At 71.1% G+C, this 18,091-nt stretch carries 12 protein-coding genes and 2 pseudogenes; 5 read left to right on the forward strand and 9 right to left on the reverse strand.

The window, feature by feature from the left end:
• Positions 1–73: 73 nt before the first annotated feature.
• Positions 74–2,431, reverse strand: a complete 2,358-nt coding sequence (locus KUM44_RS18620) for a LuxR C-terminal-related transcriptional regulator (RefSeq protein WP_217209136.1) — start codon at positions 2,429–2,431, stop codon at positions 74–76.
• 355 nt (positions 2,432–2,786) lie between these two features.
• Between KUM44_RS18620 and KUM44_RS18625 the strand changes: the two genes are divergently transcribed.
• Positions 2,787–4,139 (forward strand): M14 family metallopeptidase, encoded by a 1,353-nt coding sequence (locus tag KUM44_RS18625; RefSeq protein ID WP_217209137.1) that lies wholly within the window; start codon positions 2,787–2,789, stop codon positions 4,137–4,139.
• Positions 4,140–4,146: 7 nt separating this feature from the next.
• Here KUM44_RS18625 and KUM44_RS18630 read toward each other — a convergent pair whose 3' ends face one another.
• The 6 genes and pseudogenes from KUM44_RS18630 to KUM44_RS18655 all read right to left on the reverse strand — a co-directional run.
• Complete coding sequence (locus KUM44_RS18630) at positions 4,147–4,710, reverse strand: hypothetical protein (protein WP_217209138.1); 564 nt, start codon at positions 4,708–4,710, stop codon at positions 4,147–4,149.
• A 178-nt stretch (positions 4,711–4,888) separates the two neighbouring features.
• Positions 4,889–6,376 (reverse strand): GntP family permease, encoded by a 1,488-nt coding sequence (locus KUM44_RS18635; protein ID WP_217209139.1) that lies wholly within the window; start codon positions 6,374–6,376, stop codon positions 4,889–4,891.
• A gap of 119 nt (positions 6,377–6,495) precedes the next feature.
• Complete coding sequence (locus tag KUM44_RS18640; protein ID WP_217209140.1) at positions 6,496–6,906, reverse strand: RidA family protein; 411 nt, start codon at positions 6,904–6,906, stop codon at positions 6,496–6,498.
• Between the two features lie 10 nt (positions 6,907–6,916).
• Positions 6,917–7,672, reverse strand: coding sequence for an IclR family transcriptional regulator (locus KUM44_RS18645; RefSeq protein WP_217209141.1), 756 nt, complete (start codon positions 7,670–7,672; stop codon positions 6,917–6,919).
• Positions 7,669–7,959: pseudogene (locus tag KUM44_RS18650) on the reverse strand (PfkB family carbohydrate kinase); the annotation flags it as partial. The pseudogene KUM44_RS18650 and the gene KUM44_RS18645, both read right to left, overlap by 4 nt.
• An 827-nt stretch (positions 7,960–8,786) precedes the next feature.
• Positions 8,787–9,459: pseudogene (locus tag KUM44_RS18655) on the reverse strand (sugar kinase); the annotation flags it as partial.
• 201 nt (positions 9,460–9,660) lie between these two features.
• Between KUM44_RS18655 and KUM44_RS18660 the strand changes: the two are divergent.
• Both KUM44_RS18660 and KUM44_RS18665 read left to right on the forward strand, forming a co-directional pair.
• On the forward strand, positions 9,661–10,944 hold the full coding sequence (locus KUM44_RS18660; protein ID WP_217209143.1) for an amino acid deaminase: 1,284 nt from the start codon (positions 9,661–9,663) through the stop codon (positions 10,942–10,944).
• Positions 10,945–10,972: 28 nt separating this feature from the next.
• Positions 10,973–12,595 (forward strand): amidohydrolase family protein, encoded by a 1,623-nt coding sequence (locus tag KUM44_RS18665; protein ID WP_217209145.1) that lies wholly within the window; start codon positions 10,973–10,975, stop codon positions 12,593–12,595.
• Between the two features lie 34 nt (positions 12,596–12,629).
• Here the strand turns inward: KUM44_RS18665 and KUM44_RS18670 are convergent, their stop codons facing one another.
• The gene (locus KUM44_RS18670) at positions 12,630–13,562 is read right to left on the reverse strand and encodes a serine protease (protein ID WP_217209147.1); all 933 of its coding nucleotides are present in this window, start codon (positions 13,560–13,562) and stop codon (positions 12,630–12,632) included.
• Positions 13,563–13,955: 393 nt separating this feature from the next.
• On the opposite strand from KUM44_RS18670, the gene KUM44_RS18675 reads away from it, so the two are divergent.
• Complete coding sequence (locus tag KUM44_RS18675) at positions 13,956–15,917, forward strand: glycosyltransferase family 2 protein (protein WP_254389720.1); 1,962 nt, start codon at positions 13,956–13,958, stop codon at positions 15,915–15,917.
• Positions 15,918–15,962: 45 nt separating this feature from the next.
• Here the strand turns inward: KUM44_RS18675 and KUM44_RS18680 are convergent, their stop codons facing one another.
• Positions 15,963–16,685 carry a hypothetical protein gene (locus KUM44_RS18680; RefSeq protein ID WP_217209151.1) on the reverse strand — a complete coding sequence of 241 codons (723 nt, stop codon included), beginning with the start codon at positions 16,683–16,685 and terminating at the stop codon, positions 15,963–15,965.
• A 126-nt stretch (positions 16,686–16,811) separates the two neighbouring features.
• On the opposite strand from KUM44_RS18680, the gene KUM44_RS18685 reads away from it, so the two are divergent.
• Positions 16,812–18,023, forward strand: a complete 1,212-nt coding sequence (locus KUM44_RS18685; RefSeq protein ID WP_217209153.1) for a pyridoxal phosphate-dependent aminotransferase — start codon at positions 16,812–16,814, stop codon at positions 18,021–18,023.
• The last annotated feature ends 68 nt before the right edge of the window (positions 18,024–18,091 follow it).

Consider the following 18,091-nt stretch of genomic DNA (forward strand, 5'->3'; position numbering starts at 1 on the left):
GCTGGGGCGGGGTGGGTGGTCATGGGGGTTGGGCTCCCGGGGGTGGAGGGGCGAGGGCGGTCCGGTGGGCGGGTCAGCGTTGGGCCGTGACCCAGGCCGCGATCTGGCTGCGGCTGCTGAAGCCGAGCTTGCCGAGGATGCGTTCGACGTGGCCCTCGGCGGTGCGGCGGGCGATGATCAGGCGGTCGGCGATCTGCTGGTTGGCGAGGCCCTGGGCGACGAGTTCGGCGACCTCGGTCTCGCGGCGGGTGAGGTGGACGCCGGTCGTGGCGTGGGGGGATCTGGGCCGGGTGGCGTTCGCGTCGCGGGTGACGGTGTCGTGGACGGCGTAGTCGACGGTGTCCGCGAGGTCGGTGCCGAGGACGCGGCCGCGTTCGTGGGCGCGCCGGAAGTCGGGTGCGCCCAGCGCCGCGCGGGACCGGGTCTCGCTGTCGCTGCGGGCGGACTTGAGGGTCGCCGAGCCCCAGCGGTCGCGGTCGATGCCGGTCCAGATGTGGTCGGCGGCGCCCAGTAGGACGGCCGCGCGTTCGTGGGCGCCCGTCTCCGTGGCGACACGGGCCAGCAGGTCGAGGGTGAGGGCGATGCCGGTGACGTCGTGGACGGCGAGTTTGAGACGCAGGGCGTGACGGGCGTGGTGTTCGGCCTGCTGCCAGTCGCGCTGCACGGTGTGGGCGAGGGCCAGCATCCGCAGGACGTACGAGTGCACCCACTCCTCGCCGTGCCGTTCGCACATCCGGCGGGCCCGTTCGCAGACCTCGACGGCCCGGTCGGCCTCGCCCAGGAAGCCCAGGGCGCAGGCGAGTTCGACCTGGTCGAGGCCGTACAGGCTGAGGTGCTGGCCGGGGACGGGGCCGCGGGCGACGCTCGTCTCGAAGTGCTTCAGGGCGGTCGGCAGGTCGTCCATGAACAGGGTGATGACGCCGATGACGTACTGTGCGTGCGCCGCCTCCGCCTCGTCGCCCAGGTCGAGGGCGAGCGCGTGGGCGTCCCGGGCGAGGGCGAGGCCCGCGGTGAGGTCCTTGGTGGCGGCGGCGAGGAGCCCCGCGATCCACAGGCCGCGGGCCCGTTCCCGGGTCGGGTCCGGGTTGGCGGCGAGGGCACGGTCGAGCCAGTGACGGCCCTCGCGGGGGGCGCCGCAGGCGTGCCAGTAGAACCACAGGGTGCCGGCCAGGCGCAGGCCTTCGAGGCGTTCGTCCGGGGCGGTGAGGCTGAAGTCGAGGGCGGCGCGGAGGTTGTCCTGGTCGGCGCGCAGCCGGGCGACGATCTCCCGCTGCCCGGGCCCGAACCAGGCCCGCTCGCAGGCGGTGGCCCGGCTCAGCATCCGGTCCCGCTGGCGGCGGCGGGCCGCGGGCTCCTCGTCGGGCAGCCGGCGCAGGCGGTCCAGGCCGTAGTGGCGGAGGGTGTCGAGGAGGCGGTAGCGGATGCCGTCGGGGCCGGACTCCCGGGAGAGTACGGACTTGTCGACGAGGCCGGTGACGGCGTCGAGGACGTCGTCACCGGTGAGCGCCGCCGCACCCCCCGAGGAGGCCTCCCCTGCGCACACCGCCTCCGCCGTCTCCAGATCGAAGCTCCCCGCCAGCACCGACAGCCGCGCCCACACCAACTGTTCCCGTTCGGTGCACAGTTCGTGGCTCCAGTCGACCGCCGCCCGCAGGGTCTGATGGCGGGGCAGGGCCGCGGGGCTGCCGCCGGTGAGGAGGCGGTAGCGGTCGTCCAGGCGGTCGAGGAGCTGCTCCACGTCGAGCACGCGCATGCGGACCGCCGCGAGTTCGATGGCGAGCGGAAGTCCGTCGAGGCGGCGGCAGAGACGGGCGACGGCCCCACGGTTGGCGGCGGTCAGCCGGAAGCCGGGGACCACGGCGGCGGCCCGGTCGGCGAAGAGGGCCAGGGCCGGGTAGCCCTCGGGGCTGGTGAGGTCGCCGTCCGGGTCGGGGACCGGCAGGGGCGTTACGTCGAGGAGGTGTTCCTCGGTGAGACCGAGGCGGTGGCGGCTGGTGGCGAGGATCCGTACGCCGGTGGTGCCGTGCAGCAGTGCCGCGGCGAGTTCGGCGCAGGCCGGCAGCAGGTGTTCGCAGTTGTCGATCAGCAACAGCAGCCTGCGGTCCCGCAACCGTTCCACCAGCGCGTGCAGCGGCGGTCGTGCGGAGTGGTCGTGCAGATCGAGCGCGTCGGCGGCGGCGAGCGGGACGAGTGCCGGATCGTCCAGGCCGGAGAGGTGCACGAAGCGCACGCCGTCGGGGAAGGTGCGCCGTACCGCGGCCGCGATGCGCGCGGCGAGGCGGGTCTTGCCGACGCCGCCCGGACCGGTCAGCGTGACCAGCCGTGTCCTGGCCAGCAGCTCGCGTCCGGCGGCGAGTTCGCCGCGCCGGTCGACGAAGCTGGTCGTCTCGACCGGCAGCCGGTGGTCCCGTCGTGGCGCTGATCCGCCCATGATCAGCCGTTCCTCTGGGGGTGGTGGTGTCGAAGGGGGGTCGGGGAGTCGGAGGGTGCGCCGGTCCCCGCCTAAGCCGTCGCTCCCACCGCTCCCCCCCTTGCGCGGTTCCTCACCCTTCCCGCCCCCCGCGCCGGTCCGCACGCCCGAATCACACCCTCGGGTGGACTTCGCCCGGGACCGCTCCGCACGGAGGCGGCACGCGTACACTGCGCGGCTGATTTTCGAATGATTCACGCCGCCACCAACGGCTCGCTCTTGACCTGCTCATGCCAGCAGCCCACGATGAGCGCCACACCCGCACCACGCAGTACGTCGCACTGAACCCCACCCCCCGCTCCCACAAGGAGACTTCATGCGACTTCGCATACGCGGCTCCGGCACCCGTAGCGGCAGACGTACCGCCGCGCTCGCCGCACTGCTCGCCCTCGCCCTCGCGGCACCCCTCTCCGCGAACGTGTCCGCGAACGCCGACAGCGCCGCAAAGGCGGCTCCCTCGACGGACGACATCCGGCAGTACGAGGTCCACATGCACTCGACCGCCAAGGACCGCACGGCACTTCAGCGGACCGGCGTGACCGTGGACGAGGCCCATGGCCACGGCGTCGTCGTCTCCGGCCGCGCGGACCAGATCAAGAAGCTGAAGACCCTCGGCTACGACGTCACCCCGCTCGGCGCGGTCCCCGACCGGTCCGCAGGCGAGGACGACGTCCGGCTCTACGACTTCCCGTCCGGCGACTCGCGGTACCACAACTACGCGGAGATGACGAGCGAGATCAACTCACTGGTCTCGGCCAACTCCTCGATCGCGAGCCAGCGTGTCATCGGTACGTCGCACCAGGGCCGGAACATCGTGGCGATCAAGATCAGCGACAACGTCGGGACGGACGAGTCGGAGCCGGAGGTCCTGTTCACCCACCACCAGCACGCCCGCGAGCATCTCACCGTCGAGATGGCGCTCTATCTGCTGCGCGAGCTGACCTCCGACTACGGCAGCGACTCCCGGGTCACCAGCATGGTGAACAACCGTGAGATCTGGATCGTCCCCGACCTCAACCCGGACGGCGGCGAGTACGACATCGCCACCGGCTCCTACCGGTCGTGGCGCAAGAACCGGCAGCCCAACTCCGGTTCGTCGGCGGTCGGGACCGACCTCAACCGGAACTGGGCCCATCGGTGGGGCTGCTGCGGCGGTTCCTCGGGGTCGGCGTCCTCGGACACCTACCGGGGCGCGTCCGCCGAGTCGGCGCCGGAGGTCAAGGTCGTCGCCAACTTCGTGCGCAGCCGTGTCGTCGGCGGGGTCCAGCAGATCAGGGCCGGCGTCGACTTCCACACGTACAGCGAGCTGGTGTTGTGGCCGTTCGGGTACACGTACTCCGACACGACGACCGGGATGACCGCCGACGACCGCAACGCCTTCGCCGCGGTCGGGCAGAAGATGGCGGCCAGCAACGGCTACACGGCGGAGCAGGCCAGCGACCTGTACATCACCGACGGATCGATCGACGACTGGCTGTGGGGCAGCCAGAAGATCTTCGCGTACACCTTCGAGATGTACCCGTCGTCCAGCGGCGGTGGGGGCTTCTACCCGCCCGACGAGGTGATCGAGCGGGAGACGTCCCGGAACCGGGATGCGGTGTTGCAGCTGCTGGAGAACGCCGACTGTATGTACCGGTCGATCGGCAAGGAAGCCCAGTACTGTAGCTAGCGCGCCGCTACGAGGCGTCGGACTCCTCGACGGCTTCGGCACCCTCGGTGGCCTCGGCACCGTCTTCGAAGTAGGCGTCGAGGACCGCGTCCAACTGCTCGTCCCACTCCGTGAACCGGCTCCTGGCCGTCGCCTCGATCTCGATCGGGTACCAACGGCGGTCAGGAGTGTGCACGGTGACGGTGTACCGCTTCCCGAAGCGCGGCGCCTCGGTCTCCACGGCACCGATCTCGTCCCAGCGGAACTCGCACTCCTGGTCGTCCAGGGAGAGCCGTACGCCGGAGTGGTCGGCGACGATCCGGGCGCGGCGGTCGGAGGCCTCGAAGACGGGACCGTCGGCGGGCGGCTCGTCGACGTCACGATCCCCCTCGACGTCGGTGTCGGTCCCCTCGACGTCGGTGTCGGTCTCCTCGCCGCCCTCGTCATCGACCTTCGCCTCGGGCTCCTCGGCGTCCTCCTTCTTCGCGCCCTCCGGCGCGGGGGACGCGGGTGAGGGGAGCCCGGGGATGAAGGCCGGATCGAACCCGGCGCCCTCCAGGGGCTGGCTGCCTGAACCTATGCGCTGCTCCACAGCCGAGCAGTATGGTCGACAACCCTGTGTCCCGCACAACCAGCCCCCGCATCGTTACACGAAGATTCACAGACACCGACGTGATCAGGCACCGCTCCGGGCGTTTTCAGCCTGTCCGGCGTTCGAGGACGAGGCCCTTCGGACCGAAGGCGGGGGGGCGGCCCCGGCCGGGCCGCCGCTACACGAACAGGCTCAGCACCGCCGCCACCACGAACCCGGCCACCGACAGCACACTCTCCAGCACCGTCCACGTCTTCAGCGTGTCCCGCTCACTGATGCCGAAGTACTTGGCCACGATCCAGAAGCCACCGTCGTTGACATGGGAGGCGAAGATCGAGCCGGCCGAGATGGCCATGATGACGAGGGCGACGAAGGGCTGGGAGTGGTCGCCCTCGGTGAGGAGCGGGGCGACGATGCCGGCCGTCGTGACGATGGCGACCGTGGCCGAGCCCTGGGCGACGCGGAGGACCACCGAGATCAGGTAGGAAAGGACGATGACCGGGAGGCCCACGTCGTTGAAGGTGTCGGACAGGGCCTGAGCGACACCGCTGGCCTTGAGGACGGCGCCGAAGACACCGCCCGCACCGACCACCAGCAGAATGTTGCCGACGGGCTTCAGGGACGAGGTCGACACCGTCTCCAGGGACTTGCGGGACCAGCCACGCCGGATGCCCAGCAGGTAGTACGCCAGCAACAGGGCGATCGTGAGCGCCACGAACGGGTTGCCGAAGAACTCGACCACCGAACGAGTGGTGGAGGGGTCCAGCGCGATCGACGAGAAGGTCGCGGCGAGGATCAGCACCAGCGGCGTGCCGATGATGCCGAGGACCGTGCCGAGCGGGACGGGCGTCTCCTGGGGCTCGACTCCGGCCTTGCGCTGCTCGTCGATGACCGCCCGCTTCGCCTCGTCCGCCGCCTCCACCATGTCCTGCGGCACGGCCACGAAGATCCGCTTGCCGATCCAGGCGGAGAACGCCCACGCGGCCAGCACCGCCGGGATACCGCAGACGATGCCCATGAGGATGACCCAGCCCAGCTCGACATGGAGCAGACCGGCCGCCGCGACCGGACCCGGGTGCGGGGGCAGGAAGGCGTGCGTCATCGACAGGCCCGCCAGCAGCGGCAGGCAGTACAGCAGGACGGACTTGCCCGAGCGCTTGGCGGCGGCGTACACGAGCGGCGCGAGGACGAAGATGCCGACGTCGAAGAAGACCGGGATGCCGAAGATCAGGCCGGTGAGGCCCATGGCCAGGGGCGCTCTCTTCTCGCCGAAGAGGTTCAGCAGCCGCGACGCCAGCACCTCGGCGCCCCCGCTGACTTCGAGGATCGCGCCGAGCATGGTGCCCAGGCCGATGATGATCGCGACATGGCCGAGGATGCCGCCCATGCCGGACTCGATGGTCGACACGGCGTCGGACCGCTGGACGGTGCCGAAGAGTTCGGTGACGGACAGGCCGGCCATGAGGCCGACGGCTATGGAGACCGCGAGCAGGGCAACGAAGGGCTGGAGGCGCGTCTTGATGATCAGGAAGAGCAGCAGCGCGATGCCGATGGCGGCGACCGTGAGCAGTCCGGCCGTACCGTCGATGAGGAGGAGCAGTCCGCCGGTGTGGGGTGGTGTTCCGGCTGGGGCGGATGCGGCGAGCGTGAGGGACAAGGGGGACATCAGGGGGTCCTCTGGGTAAGTACATGCGGCTTTCGGGCAGGGTGGATCGCGGCATGGCGTCCCAGGGGTGACGGACACCATGCCGTGTACGGCGTGCGGGGGTTGAGGAGGCGGTGGCGTCAGCCGAGTACGGCCAGCGCGTCGATCTCGATGAGGAGGCCGGCCGGCAGCCCGACGTACACGGTCGTGCGCGCGGCGGGCGGCTGGGTCAACCCCTGCTCCTCGAAGTAGGTGTTGTAGAGGTCGTTCATCTCGGCGAAGTGGGCGACGTCCGTGAGATAGACGCGGATCATCATCACGTCGTCCCAGGAGGCGCCGCCCTCCTCCAGGATCGCCTTGACGTTGGCGAGGGTCTGGAGGGTCTGCTCACGCAGGGTGGGGCCGGCGGGCGTCGGGGGCTGCCCCTCGACCGCGGGGAGGAAGCCGACCTGGCCCGCGACCTGGAGGATGTTCCCCTTCTTCACACCGTGCGAGAACTTGGCGGGCGGGGTGGTGTGGGTCTTGGGGGTGAGCGCGATCTTCTCGGTCATGCGGGCCCTTTCACTGTTTCACTGTGTTCCTGCCGGAGTACTCGCCGCTGATGTCGTCCGCGGTACGGCGCACCAGGGGGAGCAGGGTGAGGAGTTCGTCGGCGGTGACGACGACGTTCGGCGCGGAGACCGACATGGCGGCGACGACCCGGCCGTCGGCACCGCGGATCGGCGCGGCGACGCAGTTGATGGACTCCTCGTGGCCACCGAGGTCGGTGGCCCAGCCCTGGTCGCGCACCTTGGCCAGCTCCCTGAGGAAGGCATCCGGACTCGGTGTCGAACGGGCCGTGTACATGGGGTAGTCGAGCTTCTCGGCGAGGACACGGCGCTCGTGCTCGGGCCGGTCGGCGAGCAGCAGCTTCGCGACGGCGGCGACGGTGATGGCCACCGGCTTCCCGATCCGCGAGTACATCCGCACCGGGTACCGGCTCTCCACCTTGTCGATGTACAGCACCTCGTCCTCCTCGTACACGGCGAGGTGCACGGTGTGCCCGCACTGCTCGTTCAGCCGCACGAGATGGGGGTGGGCGATCTCGCGGATGTCGAGGTTCTCCATCGCCTCCTGGGCGAGGGCGATGAGGCGGGCGCCGAGGCGGTAGCGCTGGTCGGACTGGCGGTAGACGAGCCCGTGTTCGTGCAGCGTACGCAGCAGCCGCAGGGCGGTGGACTTGTGCACCCCCAGCCGCTCGGCGACCTGGCCCAGGTCGGCGGGGCCCTCCGCGAGCAGCGGCAGGATGCTGAGCGCGCGGTCGACGGTCTGACTCATGGCGTACGTCCCTCCTCGTCGGCCCTCTCAGCGGCTTGCGTCCAGCCGGGGCCGAGTCGAAGTTTCTCCCACGCGGCGTCGTCGAGGGCGACCAGACGGTCGGCGATGTCGCGGGACGGGGGTGCGGCGAGGTCACCGGGGGCGGTGAGGGTGGCTGCCGCCCAGAGGTGCCCGTGCCGCAGCCGCTCCCGTACGGGCAACCCACGGAGGGTGGCGGAAAGGAACCCGGCCGCGAAGGCGTCACCGGCACCTGTCGCTGCCGCGATGTGGACGTGGGGGGACGGCACGAACGCCGTGGGCTGTGGGGCGCCCGGCGTCGCGCCTGAGCGGGGGTGAGCCGCGCAGCCCGGCGCTGACGGCGTGCCGCCTCTCTGCGGGACGGGCGCCGCCCCAGCGGCACGACTGCCCGCAGGCTGGCTGGGACGGCTGCCCCCAGGCTGGATGGGACGGCCGTCCGCAGGCTGGGCGGGGCGACCATCCGCATGCAGCGCGGGACGACTACCAAAAGGCTGCGCGGAACCGCCGTCCGCAGGCAACGCGAGACCGCCGTCCCCAGGCTGGGCGGGACGACCATCCACAGGCAGCGCGGGACGACTACCAAAAGGCTGCGCGGAACCGCCGTCCGCAGGCAGCACGAGACCGCCGTCCCCAGGCTGAGCGGGACGACCACCCGCAGGCAGGACGGGACGAGCGGCCGAAGGCTGCGGTTGACGACTGCTCGCAGGCTGAGCGGGCCGACCATCCACAGGCAGGACGGGGCGAACGGCCGAAGGCTGCGGTTGACGACTGCTCGCAGGCTGAGCGGGCCGACCATCCACAGGCAGGACGGGACGAGCGGCCGAAGGCTGCGGTTGACGACTGCTCGCAGGCTGAGCGGGCCGACCACCCGCAGGCAGGGCGGAGCGAGCGGCCGAAGGCTGCGGTTGACGACTGCTCGCAGGCTGAGCGGGCCGACCATCCACAGGCAGCGAGAGACCGCCGTCTCCAGGCTGGGTGGGGCGAGCGGCCGCGTCATGCGTCGTCGGGGCGCCGGACAGCCCAAGGGATGCGGGCCTGTGACACTTGCGGCTCCCCCGCGTGGGCGCGACCAGCCCACCGTCACCCGCGGCCGACACGAATGCCGTAGCCCCCGCTCCCCCCTGCTTCACCACCAACACCCCCGGCTCCGGCAACGCGGCCCGCACCGCCTCCGGTCCGCCCGAGATTCCCCACGCCTGCTCCGCCTCGTCCTCCCCCACGAACACCACATCAGCCCGGCGCGCCAACTCCAGCAGTACGCGAGGTCCCTCGCCGTCTCCCCACAGCCCCGGCCGGTAGTTGACGTCGAACGAGATCAGCGGGCGCCCCTCGTAGGGAGCCGTCAGCTCGCGCAGCAGCTCCAGGCACCCCTCCGACAACGCCGCCGTGATCCCCGACAGATGCAGCACCCGCCCCGAACGCACGGCGTCCAGGTCCACGTCGGCCACGGACATCGCCGACGCCGCCGACCCCGCCCGGTAGTACGCCACCTCATGCGCGTCCGTGCCCCTGTCCCCGGCCGTGCGGAAGTACACGCCCGTGGGACGGCTCGGATCCCGCCGCACGGACACGACGTCGACGCCGTACCTCCCGATCGCCTCGACGAGATGGTCGCCGAACCCGTCGGCGCCGACTCGGCTGACCCACCTCGTGCGGTAGCCGGCGGCAGCCAGTGCGCAGGCGACGTTGGACTCCGCGCCGCCGATCGCCCGCTCGAACGACGGCACGTCGGCGAGGCGCCCCGGCCGCGTGGGCAGGAACGTGACCATGGACTCGCCGAGCGCGACGACGTCCACGACGTCGGGGGCGTTGCAGGGTCCGGTGAGGGTCACGATGGTCGTAGCTCCAGGGCTTGTGCGGGTGGATCGGCGGCTCCGTTGACCCGCGGTTGGCCGAGATGTTAGACAGCGGTAAGCGATATACGCAATGGTCGTTGCAAGATGTGCAACAGGCTCGATCAGGGAGGCCCCATGACAGCCGACAGCCCCGCGGACGCCCTCGCCCGCCTCGGAGAGGAACGCGTCGACCACCGCTTCAAGGGCCTCCCCCCGGACGCCGACGGCCTGACCGTCGCCGAGCTCGCCGCCCAGCGCCGCAATCTCTTCACCGACGGTTTCGCCACCCCCGTGCTCGCCCTCTCCGCCGAGCGTCTGGAGCACAACCTCGACCTCATGGAGACGTACGCCGTCCGCCATGGCCTCGCCTTCGCCCCGCACGGCAAGACCTCCATGGCGCCCCAGCTGTTCCAGCGGCAGATCGAGCACGGTGCCTGGGGCATCACCCTCGCGGTGCCGCACCAGGTGCGGGTGGCGCGGGCGTACGGCATCCAGCGGATCTTCCTCGCGAACGAACTGGTCGACGCGGCCGCGCTGCGCTGGATCGCGACCGAGCTGGCCGCCGACAAGGACTTCCGCCTCATCACCTACGTCGACTCCGTGCGCGGCGTGGAACTGATGGACGCGGCCCTGCGCGACGCCGGTGCCACCCGCCCGGTGGACGTCGTCGTCGAGCTGGCGGCCGGCGACGGCGCCCGTACCGGCGTCCGTACGGAGGCGGAGTGCGCGGCCGTAGCGGACGCGGTGGCCGCCGTGGCGACGCTGCGGCTGGTCGGCGTCGCCGGGTACGAGGGCGAGGTCCCGCAGGCGGACCCCGAGCGGGTGCGCGCCTGGCTGCGGCGGCTGCTCGCGCTGGCCGCCGAGTTCGACAAGGCGGGGCGTTTCGCGGGGCTGGACGAGATCGTCGTCAGCGCGGGCGGCAGCGCCTGGTTCGACGCGGTGGCGGACGTGTTCGCCGAGATCCCCGAACTGTCCGCCCCCGTACTGAAGTTGCTGCGCTCGGGCGCGTACGTCTCGCACGACGACGGCCACTACCGCAAGCTGACCCCGTTCAACCGGGTCCCCGAGGAGGGCGCCCTCGAACCCGCCTTCCGCCTCTGGACCCAGGTCGTCTCCCGCCCCTCCCCCGACCAGGCCTTCGTCAACGCGGGCAAGCGCGACGCGGCCTACGACCTCGATCTGCCCTTCGCCCAGGTGGTCCGCCGCGACGGCGCCGAGCGCCCGGCCACCGGTGTCTCGGTGACCGCCCTGTCCGACCAGCACGCGTGGCTGCGGACGACCGGGGAGGCGGACCTGGAGGTCGGGGACTGGCTCGGCCTGGGGCTGTCGCACCCGTGCACGTCGTTCGACAAGTGGCAGCTGATTCCGGTCGCGGAGGCGGACGGGACGGTCGTCGCATACATCCGCACGTTCTTCTAGGGGACACGGGGTAGAGGGGAGGCGGGTCATGGAAGAGCTGGTGATCAGGGACGCGGACGTAGTGGACGGCAGCGGCGGTCCCTCCTACCGCGCCGACGTGGTGGTGGACGGCGGCAGGATCGTGACGATCGTCCAGGAGGCGGCCGCCGCGGGCTGTCAACGCCCCAGGGCCCGCCGGGAGCTGGATGCCGAGGGCCTCGTCCTCTCCCCCGGCTTCATCGACATGCACGCCCACAGCGACCTGGAGCTGCTGCGCGACCCCGACCACAGCGCGAAGGCCGCGCAGGGGGTCACCCTTGAGGTCATCGGGCAGGACGGGCTGTCGTACGCCCCCGTCGACGACCGCACCCTCGCCGAGGTCCGCCGCGCGATCACCGGCTGGAACGGCTCCGGCGACGACATCGACTTCGACTGGCGGACGGTGGGCGAGTACCTGGACCGCCTCGACGCCGGTTTCGACGGTCAGGGCATCGCCGTGAACGCGGCGTACCTCGTCCCGCAGGGCACGATCCGCGCGCTCGCCGTCGGCTGGGAGGACCGCGAGGCGACGCCGGACGAGCTGGACCGGATGCGGCAGCTGGTCGCGGAGGGCATGGCGCAGGGAGCGGTCGGCATGTCGTCCGGCCTGACGTACACGCCGGGCATGTACGCCGAGGACGCCGAGCTGACGGAGCTGTGCCGGGTGGTGGCGTCGTACGGCGGCTACTACTGCCCGCACCACCGCTCCTACGGGGCCGGGGCCCTGGAGGCGTACGAGGAGATGGTGGCCCTGACGAGACAGGCGGGCTGCGCGCTGCATCTCGCCCACGCCACCATGAACTTCGGTGTGAACAAGGGCCGTGCGCCGGAGCTGCTGTCCCTGCTGGACAAGGCACTCGACGACGGGGCCGACATCAGCCTGGACACGTACCCCTACACCCCCGGCTGCACGACCCTCGTCGCCATGCTGCCGAGCTGGGCGAGCGAGGGCGGCCCCGAGGCGATCCTGGCCCGGCTGTCGGACGACGACACCGCCGGGCGGATCCGCCACCACATGGAGGTCCTCGGCGCGGACGGCTGCCACGGCGTGCCCATCGAGTGGGACACGATCGAGATCTCGGGCGTGAGCGACCCGGCGCTCGCGGACTTCGTCGGCCGTACGGTCCGGCAGTCGGCGGACGCGCGGGGCGAGGCCCCCTGGGTGACGGCCCGGCGGCTGCTCCTGGAGGACCGGCTGGGCTCGACGATCCTCCAGCACGTCGGCCACGAGGAGAACGTACGGACGATCATGCGGCACCGCGTCCACACGGGCGGCTCGGACGGCATCCTGCGCGGCACGAAGCCGCATCCGCGGGCGTACGGCACGTTCCCGCACTATCTCGGCCGGTACGTACGGGAGTTGGGGGTGCTGTCCCTGGAGGAGTGCGTGGCCCATCTGACCGGGCGGCCGGCGGCGCGGCTGCGGCTGGCGGACCGGGGGCTGGTCCGCGAGGGACATCGGGCGGACCTGGTGCTGTTCGACCCGGCGACGGTAGCGGCGGGCTCCACTTTCGAGGAGCCGCGCACGCTACCGACGGGCATCCCGCACGTCCTGATCGACGGCCGTTTCGTGGTCGAGGACGGCCGCCGCACGGACGTACTGGCGGGACGGGCGGTCCGTAGAACCTCCTAGGCCGTGTCCAGGACCTGGCACCTGTCCCAGCCGGTCACGGCTTGGGCAGCACGCACCCGCTCGCGCTCAGGTCGAGCTTGTTGTCGACGCCGAAGCAGGCGTGGATCTGGTAGATCTGCTGGGCGTAGTTGATGCCCTGGCGGACGGTGACGTTGCCGCTCTCGTCGACCTCGCACGGGTTGTTGACCGTGCAGCGCTCGCCGCTTTCGTTGCCGGTGTTGTTGACGGCGACGACCTGGTTGGTGGCCTGGTCGATGACGGGGGAGCCGGACGTGCCGCCGATGGTGTTGCAGGCGGACGTGTAGCGGACCGAGTCCTTGAAGGTCCAGTCGCCTTCCTTGAGCTGGTACGCGAACCCGTCGATGTTGCAGTTGTACAGCCGCTTCCAGTAACCGGAGGCGACGGTGATGGCGGTGCCCTTGACCGGGTGGGTGTCGGCCACCGTCAGCGGGTTGATGCTGTACGAGCTCTTGATCTGCCCGTACGTGGTGGTGAGTTGGTAGAAGGCGACGTCCGTGTCGGTCATCGTCCCGTAAGCGATCTTGCTGGCCCGCAGCGTGGCTACCCGGCTGCCCGAGGCATTGAGCAGACTGAACGTACGGCTGGAGGCCCGGTCGACCACGACCTCGCCGGGGCCCGGCATGCCGGTCTCCAGACAGTGGCCGTTGGTCATGACCAGGGCCGGGTCGTTGTCCTCCGAGTCCGGGAAGCGGACGACAGAGCCGGAACAGTTGCTGAGCGCGACGGTGCCGGCGAAGTTCACGGCCTTGGCCTTGGGACCGTTCAGGACCTGGCCGAGGGTGTCCGCGGTGGTGGCGACGGTGTCATTGACCACCGACGTGACCGAGCCCGTGTCCACGCCCTTGCCGAAGGAAGCGGCCGAGTCCACGGGAGCCGCGACCGCGGGTGCGGCGCCGGCCCCGGCTATCGCCAGGGCGAGGAGGGCGGCGCCGAGAGGTTTTCTCATGTGGGGGTCCCCTCATACGAGGAGGGTGACCGGAAAATCTCCGGTCACCCGCACTTTTGTCATGCGCATTCTCACGCAGGAGGGGGGTGGGGACAAGGACTTGATTACCGACGGGTTCAGTCCGTAGGGCTTTCCCTATCACGGGGGACGAGAAGTGCCGGGCCGACGGCGCAGGACGCCCACGGAGAAGTTGACAAGGTCACCTCATAGGCACCCGACGGTCGTGATATCTTCACAGCTCTGTCGGCAAATCTCCCCGCAAATGGTGCCTTACCGCATCCAATCGGCCAATCTATGAGCCATCCAGGAAAAACGGGGTGTGCCCCGCAATTCATGGAGATCGTGACGATGACTGGCCCTGCCGTTTCGGTAATTGTCGCCGCGTACAATGCAATGCCGTATCTGACGCGTTGCATCACCTCGGTCACGGAACAGACCATCGGTCGGGACCAGTTGGAGATCCTGGTCGTCGACGACGGCTCCACCGACGGGACGGCCGAGGAACTCGACCGGCTGGCCGGCCTCTACCCGCGGCTGCTGCGCGTCTTCCGGCAGGAGAACTCCGGCGGCCCCTCAGCACCCCGCAACCTCGGACTCGACCACGCGCGCGGACGGTTCGTGTTCTTCCTGGACGCCGACGACCACCTGGGGCCCGAGGCCCTGGAGCGCATGGTGGCGATGGCCGAGGAGAACGGCACCGACGTCGTGCTCGGCAAGATGGTCGGCGAGGGCGGGCGCGGGGCACCGACCTCGATGTTCCGGCGCGACCAGCCGAAGACCGACGTCTTCTCCTCCCGGGTGTACTGGACGCTCAACCCCATGAAGCTCTTCCGCCGGGAGCTGCTGGAGCGCCATCGCCTGCGCTTCCCCACCGACCTCTCCATCGGCGAGGACCAGCTCTTCGTGGGCCCCGCCTATCTGCACGCGGCGGGCATCTCCGTCCTGGCCTCCTACGACTGCCTGTACTGGGTGCGCCGGGAGGACGCGGGCAACATCACCCTGCGCACGGGCGGGACCGAGCCCCGGCTGCGTTTCCTGCCGCGTGTGGTCGACATGATCCTGGAGAACGTCCCGCCCGGCCCCGGTCGCGACCACCTGGCACACCGGCACCTCACCGTCGAGGTCCAGCAGCTCCTCGGCCACCTGGCCCGCGAGCCGCGTACCGAGCAGGACAAGGCCCTCGCCCGTCTCGCGGAGAGCATCGAACCGCTCTGGCACGAAGGGCTGAACGACCAGCTCTCGGCCATGGCCCGCCTGCGGCTCCACCTCGTACGCCACCGGATGCTCGACGAGCTGCTCGACCTGGTGCGGTTCGAGCGGGAGCTGGCGCGCGGCAAGGTGGCGACGCCCGTGCTCGTCGACGCGGGCCGGGCCCTCGCCCGCTACCCCTTCCTCCGTGATCCCGCCCGCGCGATCCCCGACGACTGCTACGACGTCACCGCCCAGCTCGGCGTGCGCCACCGCGTCACCCGCGCCGACCTGCGCGGCACCGTGCTGCACCTCGCCGGGCACGGCTATCTGCACCGCGTCGAGACGCGTGACGTCACCACCGAGCTGGTCCTGCGCGAGCGCGACAGCAAGGTGGAGTTCCGGCTGCCCGTCACGCACACCGCGACCCCCGGTGCGGGCGCCGGCGAGGACGAGGGGAGCTACACCTACGACCGGGCGGGGTTCGAGGCCGCCGTCGACATCACCACGGCCGCCGACGGCAGCGCGCTGGGCGACGGGCTGTGGGACATCTCGCTCGCCATCGGCGCCCAGGGCATCACCCGCGAGGTCCGTGTCGGCAGCAAGCGGGCCGACGACGTGTCCGGCAAGGCCGCGACACATGTCGTGGACACCGCCGAGGGCCTGCGCGCCGTCACCCTCTACACCACCCACCCGCACGGCAACTTCACGCTCGACATCGGCGAACGCAAGCACACGGTGGCGTCGCGGCTCCGCCTCGACGGCGCGGTCCGGTGGGCCCCGGACGCCCCCACGGAGCTGGAGTTCACCGGCCGCTGCACGCTCGCCGGCCACCCGGAGGGCGCCCCTGCCCTCACCGTGACCCTGACGGACGGGCAGGGAGGCTCGGTGTCCCACCGGCCGGCCCGGCGTCCCGAGGCCGGCGGCGCGTTCGTCATCCGCGTCCCCGTCTCCGAACTCCCGCTCGGCGTCTGGCGCGGCGAACTCCGGCTGGGCAGCTGGTCCGTACCGCTGCCGGCGCTCCCGAAGAACATGCCGCCCGCCAAGTGGCGCCACCGGGCCCTGCCCCGGTACGCCAAGCCTGCCCCGGGCAGCGGCGGTGGGTTCGCGCTCCAGGTCGCCAAAACCGACCTCGTCCGGGCGGTCGCCCGGCGCGTCAAGGGCTGACAGACGTACGGCTTCGGCGGGGTGACCGCCAAAGCCGCCTGCGCACTACCGGGGGCCCTTCGTCTTCCCCGGCCCTCGCCCCGGCGGGTCGTCCCGTCCGCTGCCGCCCGGTGCGACCGTGCTCGCCGTGGCGGTCGGGGTCGAGGGCGCAGCACCCGTGGCGGAGGGCGTCGAGGGCGTCGCTGAGGGTGCACTGCCGGTCCTGTCGTCCTCGTCGGTGGCGGCGGCGCTCGGCGAGGTGCCCGGAGCGTCCGCGCGGGGCGAGGCGGTGGCGCCGGACGAGCGGGGCGTGGCCGGTTCGGCGTGCGGGGCGCCGGTCGGGTCCGTCGAAGCTCCCGCCGTCGGGCTCGTACCGTCACCGCTCTGCTTGCCGCGCGAGGCGCCCTCCGGCGACGACCCGGACAGGGAGAGCCCCGCGATCAGCGCCGCCGCCGAGACCGCGCCCACCACGCCGGCCGTGATCACCAGGCGGCGCGAGCCCCGGGCCCGCGCCTTGCGGCGCGCTCCTCGGCCCGCGCCCCCGGCCCTACGCCCACTTCGCGCACCCGCGCCCCCGGCCCTACGCCCACCTCGCGCACCCGCGCCCTCGGCCGTCCCGGCATCGTCCACCCGAGGCAGTTCCGCCGTCTCGTCGTACGCGTTCTCCCAGCCGTGCGCGGCCGCCGGGTCCGGGTACGCCTCGTAGGCCGGGGGCGGCGCCGACCGCGGGTGGTACACGTTCGGCGGCCCCTGGGGCGTCCCGTTCTCGCGCTCAGGTGGCATGGACATGGGGGCGCATTGTAGGGACGGCGGGCGGCCTCGGGACAGCTACCGGCGATAACGGCCCAAACCGCCGCGTCTCACGTGTCGGAAAACACGGCCCACCGGACGTTACGCAGCCGTAAGCTCCTTGACATGCAGGTGATCCAGTCGACCAAGCTCGCCAACGTCTGTTACGAGATCCGGGGCCCGGTGCTCGAGGAGGCGATGCGGCTCGAGTCGGCGGGGCATCGGATCCTCAAGCTGAACACCGGCAACCCGGCCGCGTTCGGCTTCGAGTGCCCGCCCGAGATCCTGGAGGACGTCCTCCGCAACGTGTCGACGGCCCATGGGTACGGCGACGCGAAGGGCCTGCTGGCCGCGCGCCGGGCCGTCGTCATGCACAACCAGACCCTCGGCATCGAGACCGACGTCGAGCACGTCTTCATCGGCAACGGCGTCTCCGAGCTGATCGTCATGGCGATGCAGGGCCTGCTCGACGACGGGGACGAGGTGCTGGTTCCGGCGCCCGACTACCCGCTGTGGACCGCCGCGGTCTCCCTGTCCGGCGGCACCGCCGTCCACTACCGGTGCGACGAGCAGTCCGACTGGATGCCCGACCTCGCCGACGTCGAGCGCAAGGTCACCGACCGCACCAAGGCCATCGTCATCATCAACCCCAACAACCCGACGGGGGCCGTGTACGACGAGGCCGTGCTCCGGGGGCTGACGGACATCGCCCGCCGGCACAACCTCCTCGTCTGCTCCGACGAGATCTACGACAAGATCCTCTACGACGGCGCCACGCACACCCCGACCGCCGCCGTCGCCCCCGACCTGCTCACCCTCACCTTCAACGGCATGTCGAAGGCGTACCGGGTCGCCGGGTACCGGGTCGGCTGGATGTCGATCTCGGGCCCGCGCGCCCACGCCGACTCCTACATCGAGGGTCTCACCATCCTCGCGAACATGCGGCTGTGCGCGAACATGCCCGGTCAGCACGGTGTCGTCGCCGCGCTCAGCGGGCGGCAGTCCATCAATGACCTGGTGCTGCCGGGGGGGCGGCTGAAGGAGCAGATGGATGTCGCGTACGAGTTGCTGACCCAGATCCCCGGGGTCAGCTGTGTGCGGCCGAAGGGGGCGCTGTATCTCTTCCCGCGCCTCGACCCCAAGGTCTTCAAGATCAAGGACGACCGGCGCATGGTCCTGGACCTGCTGCGCAGCGAGAAGATCATGGTCGTCCAGGGCAGTGGCTTCAACTGGCCGGAGTCGGACCACTTCCGCGTGGTCACCCTGCCGACGGTCACGGATCTGCGGGACGCGGTGGGCCGGATCGGGCGCTTCCTCGACGGATACAGCCAGCCCTGACGCTCACTCTGTGTGCAAGAGACGGTCCGGTCTTGTGAACGGCTCAACTTTAGACGAAATCTAAGCTA

Origin of the sequence: Streptomyces sp. AC550_RSS872, from assembly GCF_019049285.1 — a bacterium.
Taxonomy (GTDB): Bacteria; Actinomycetota; Actinomycetes; order Streptomycetales; family Streptomycetaceae; genus Streptomyces.

Bases quoted from the DNA above. Each gene is read 5' to 3' on its own strand.
- KUM44_RS18620 (WP_217209136.1), bottom strand. From the start codon at position 2,431: ATGGGCGGATCAGCGCCACGACGGGACCACCGGCTGCCGGTCGAGACG.
- KUM44_RS18625 (WP_217209137.1), top strand. From the start codon at position 2,787: ATGCGACTTCGCATACGCGGCTCCGGCACCCGTAGCGGCAGACGTACC.
- KUM44_RS18635 (WP_217209139.1), bottom strand. From the start codon at position 6,376: ATGTCCCCCTTGTCCCTCACGCTCGCCGCATCCGCCCCAGCCGGAACA.
- KUM44_RS18640 (WP_217209140.1), bottom strand. From the start codon at position 6,906: ATGACCGAGAAGATCGCGCTCACCCCCAAGACCCACACCACCCCGCCC.
- KUM44_RS18645 (WP_217209141.1), bottom strand. From the start codon at position 7,672: ATGAGTCAGACCGTCGACCGCGCGCTCAGCATCCTGCCGCTGCTCGCG.
- KUM44_RS18660 (WP_217209143.1), top strand. From the start codon at position 9,661: ATGACAGCCGACAGCCCCGCGGACGCCCTCGCCCGCCTCGGAGAGGAA.
- KUM44_RS18665 (WP_217209145.1), top strand. From the start codon at position 10,973: ATGGAAGAGCTGGTGATCAGGGACGCGGACGTAGTGGACGGCAGCGGC.
- KUM44_RS18670 (WP_217209147.1), bottom strand. From the start codon at position 13,562: ATGAGAAAACCTCTCGGCGCCGCCCTCCTCGCCCTGGCGATAGCCGGG.
- KUM44_RS18675 (WP_254389720.1), top strand. From the start codon at position 13,956: ATGCCGTATCTGACGCGTTGCATCACCTCGGTCACGGAACAGACCATC.
- KUM44_RS18680 (WP_217209151.1), bottom strand. From the start codon at position 16,685: ATGTCCATGCCACCTGAGCGCGAGAACGGGACGCCCCAGGGGCCGCCG.
- KUM44_RS18685 (WP_217209153.1), top strand. From the start codon at position 16,812: ATGCAGGTGATCCAGTCGACCAAGCTCGCCAACGTCTGTTACGAGATC.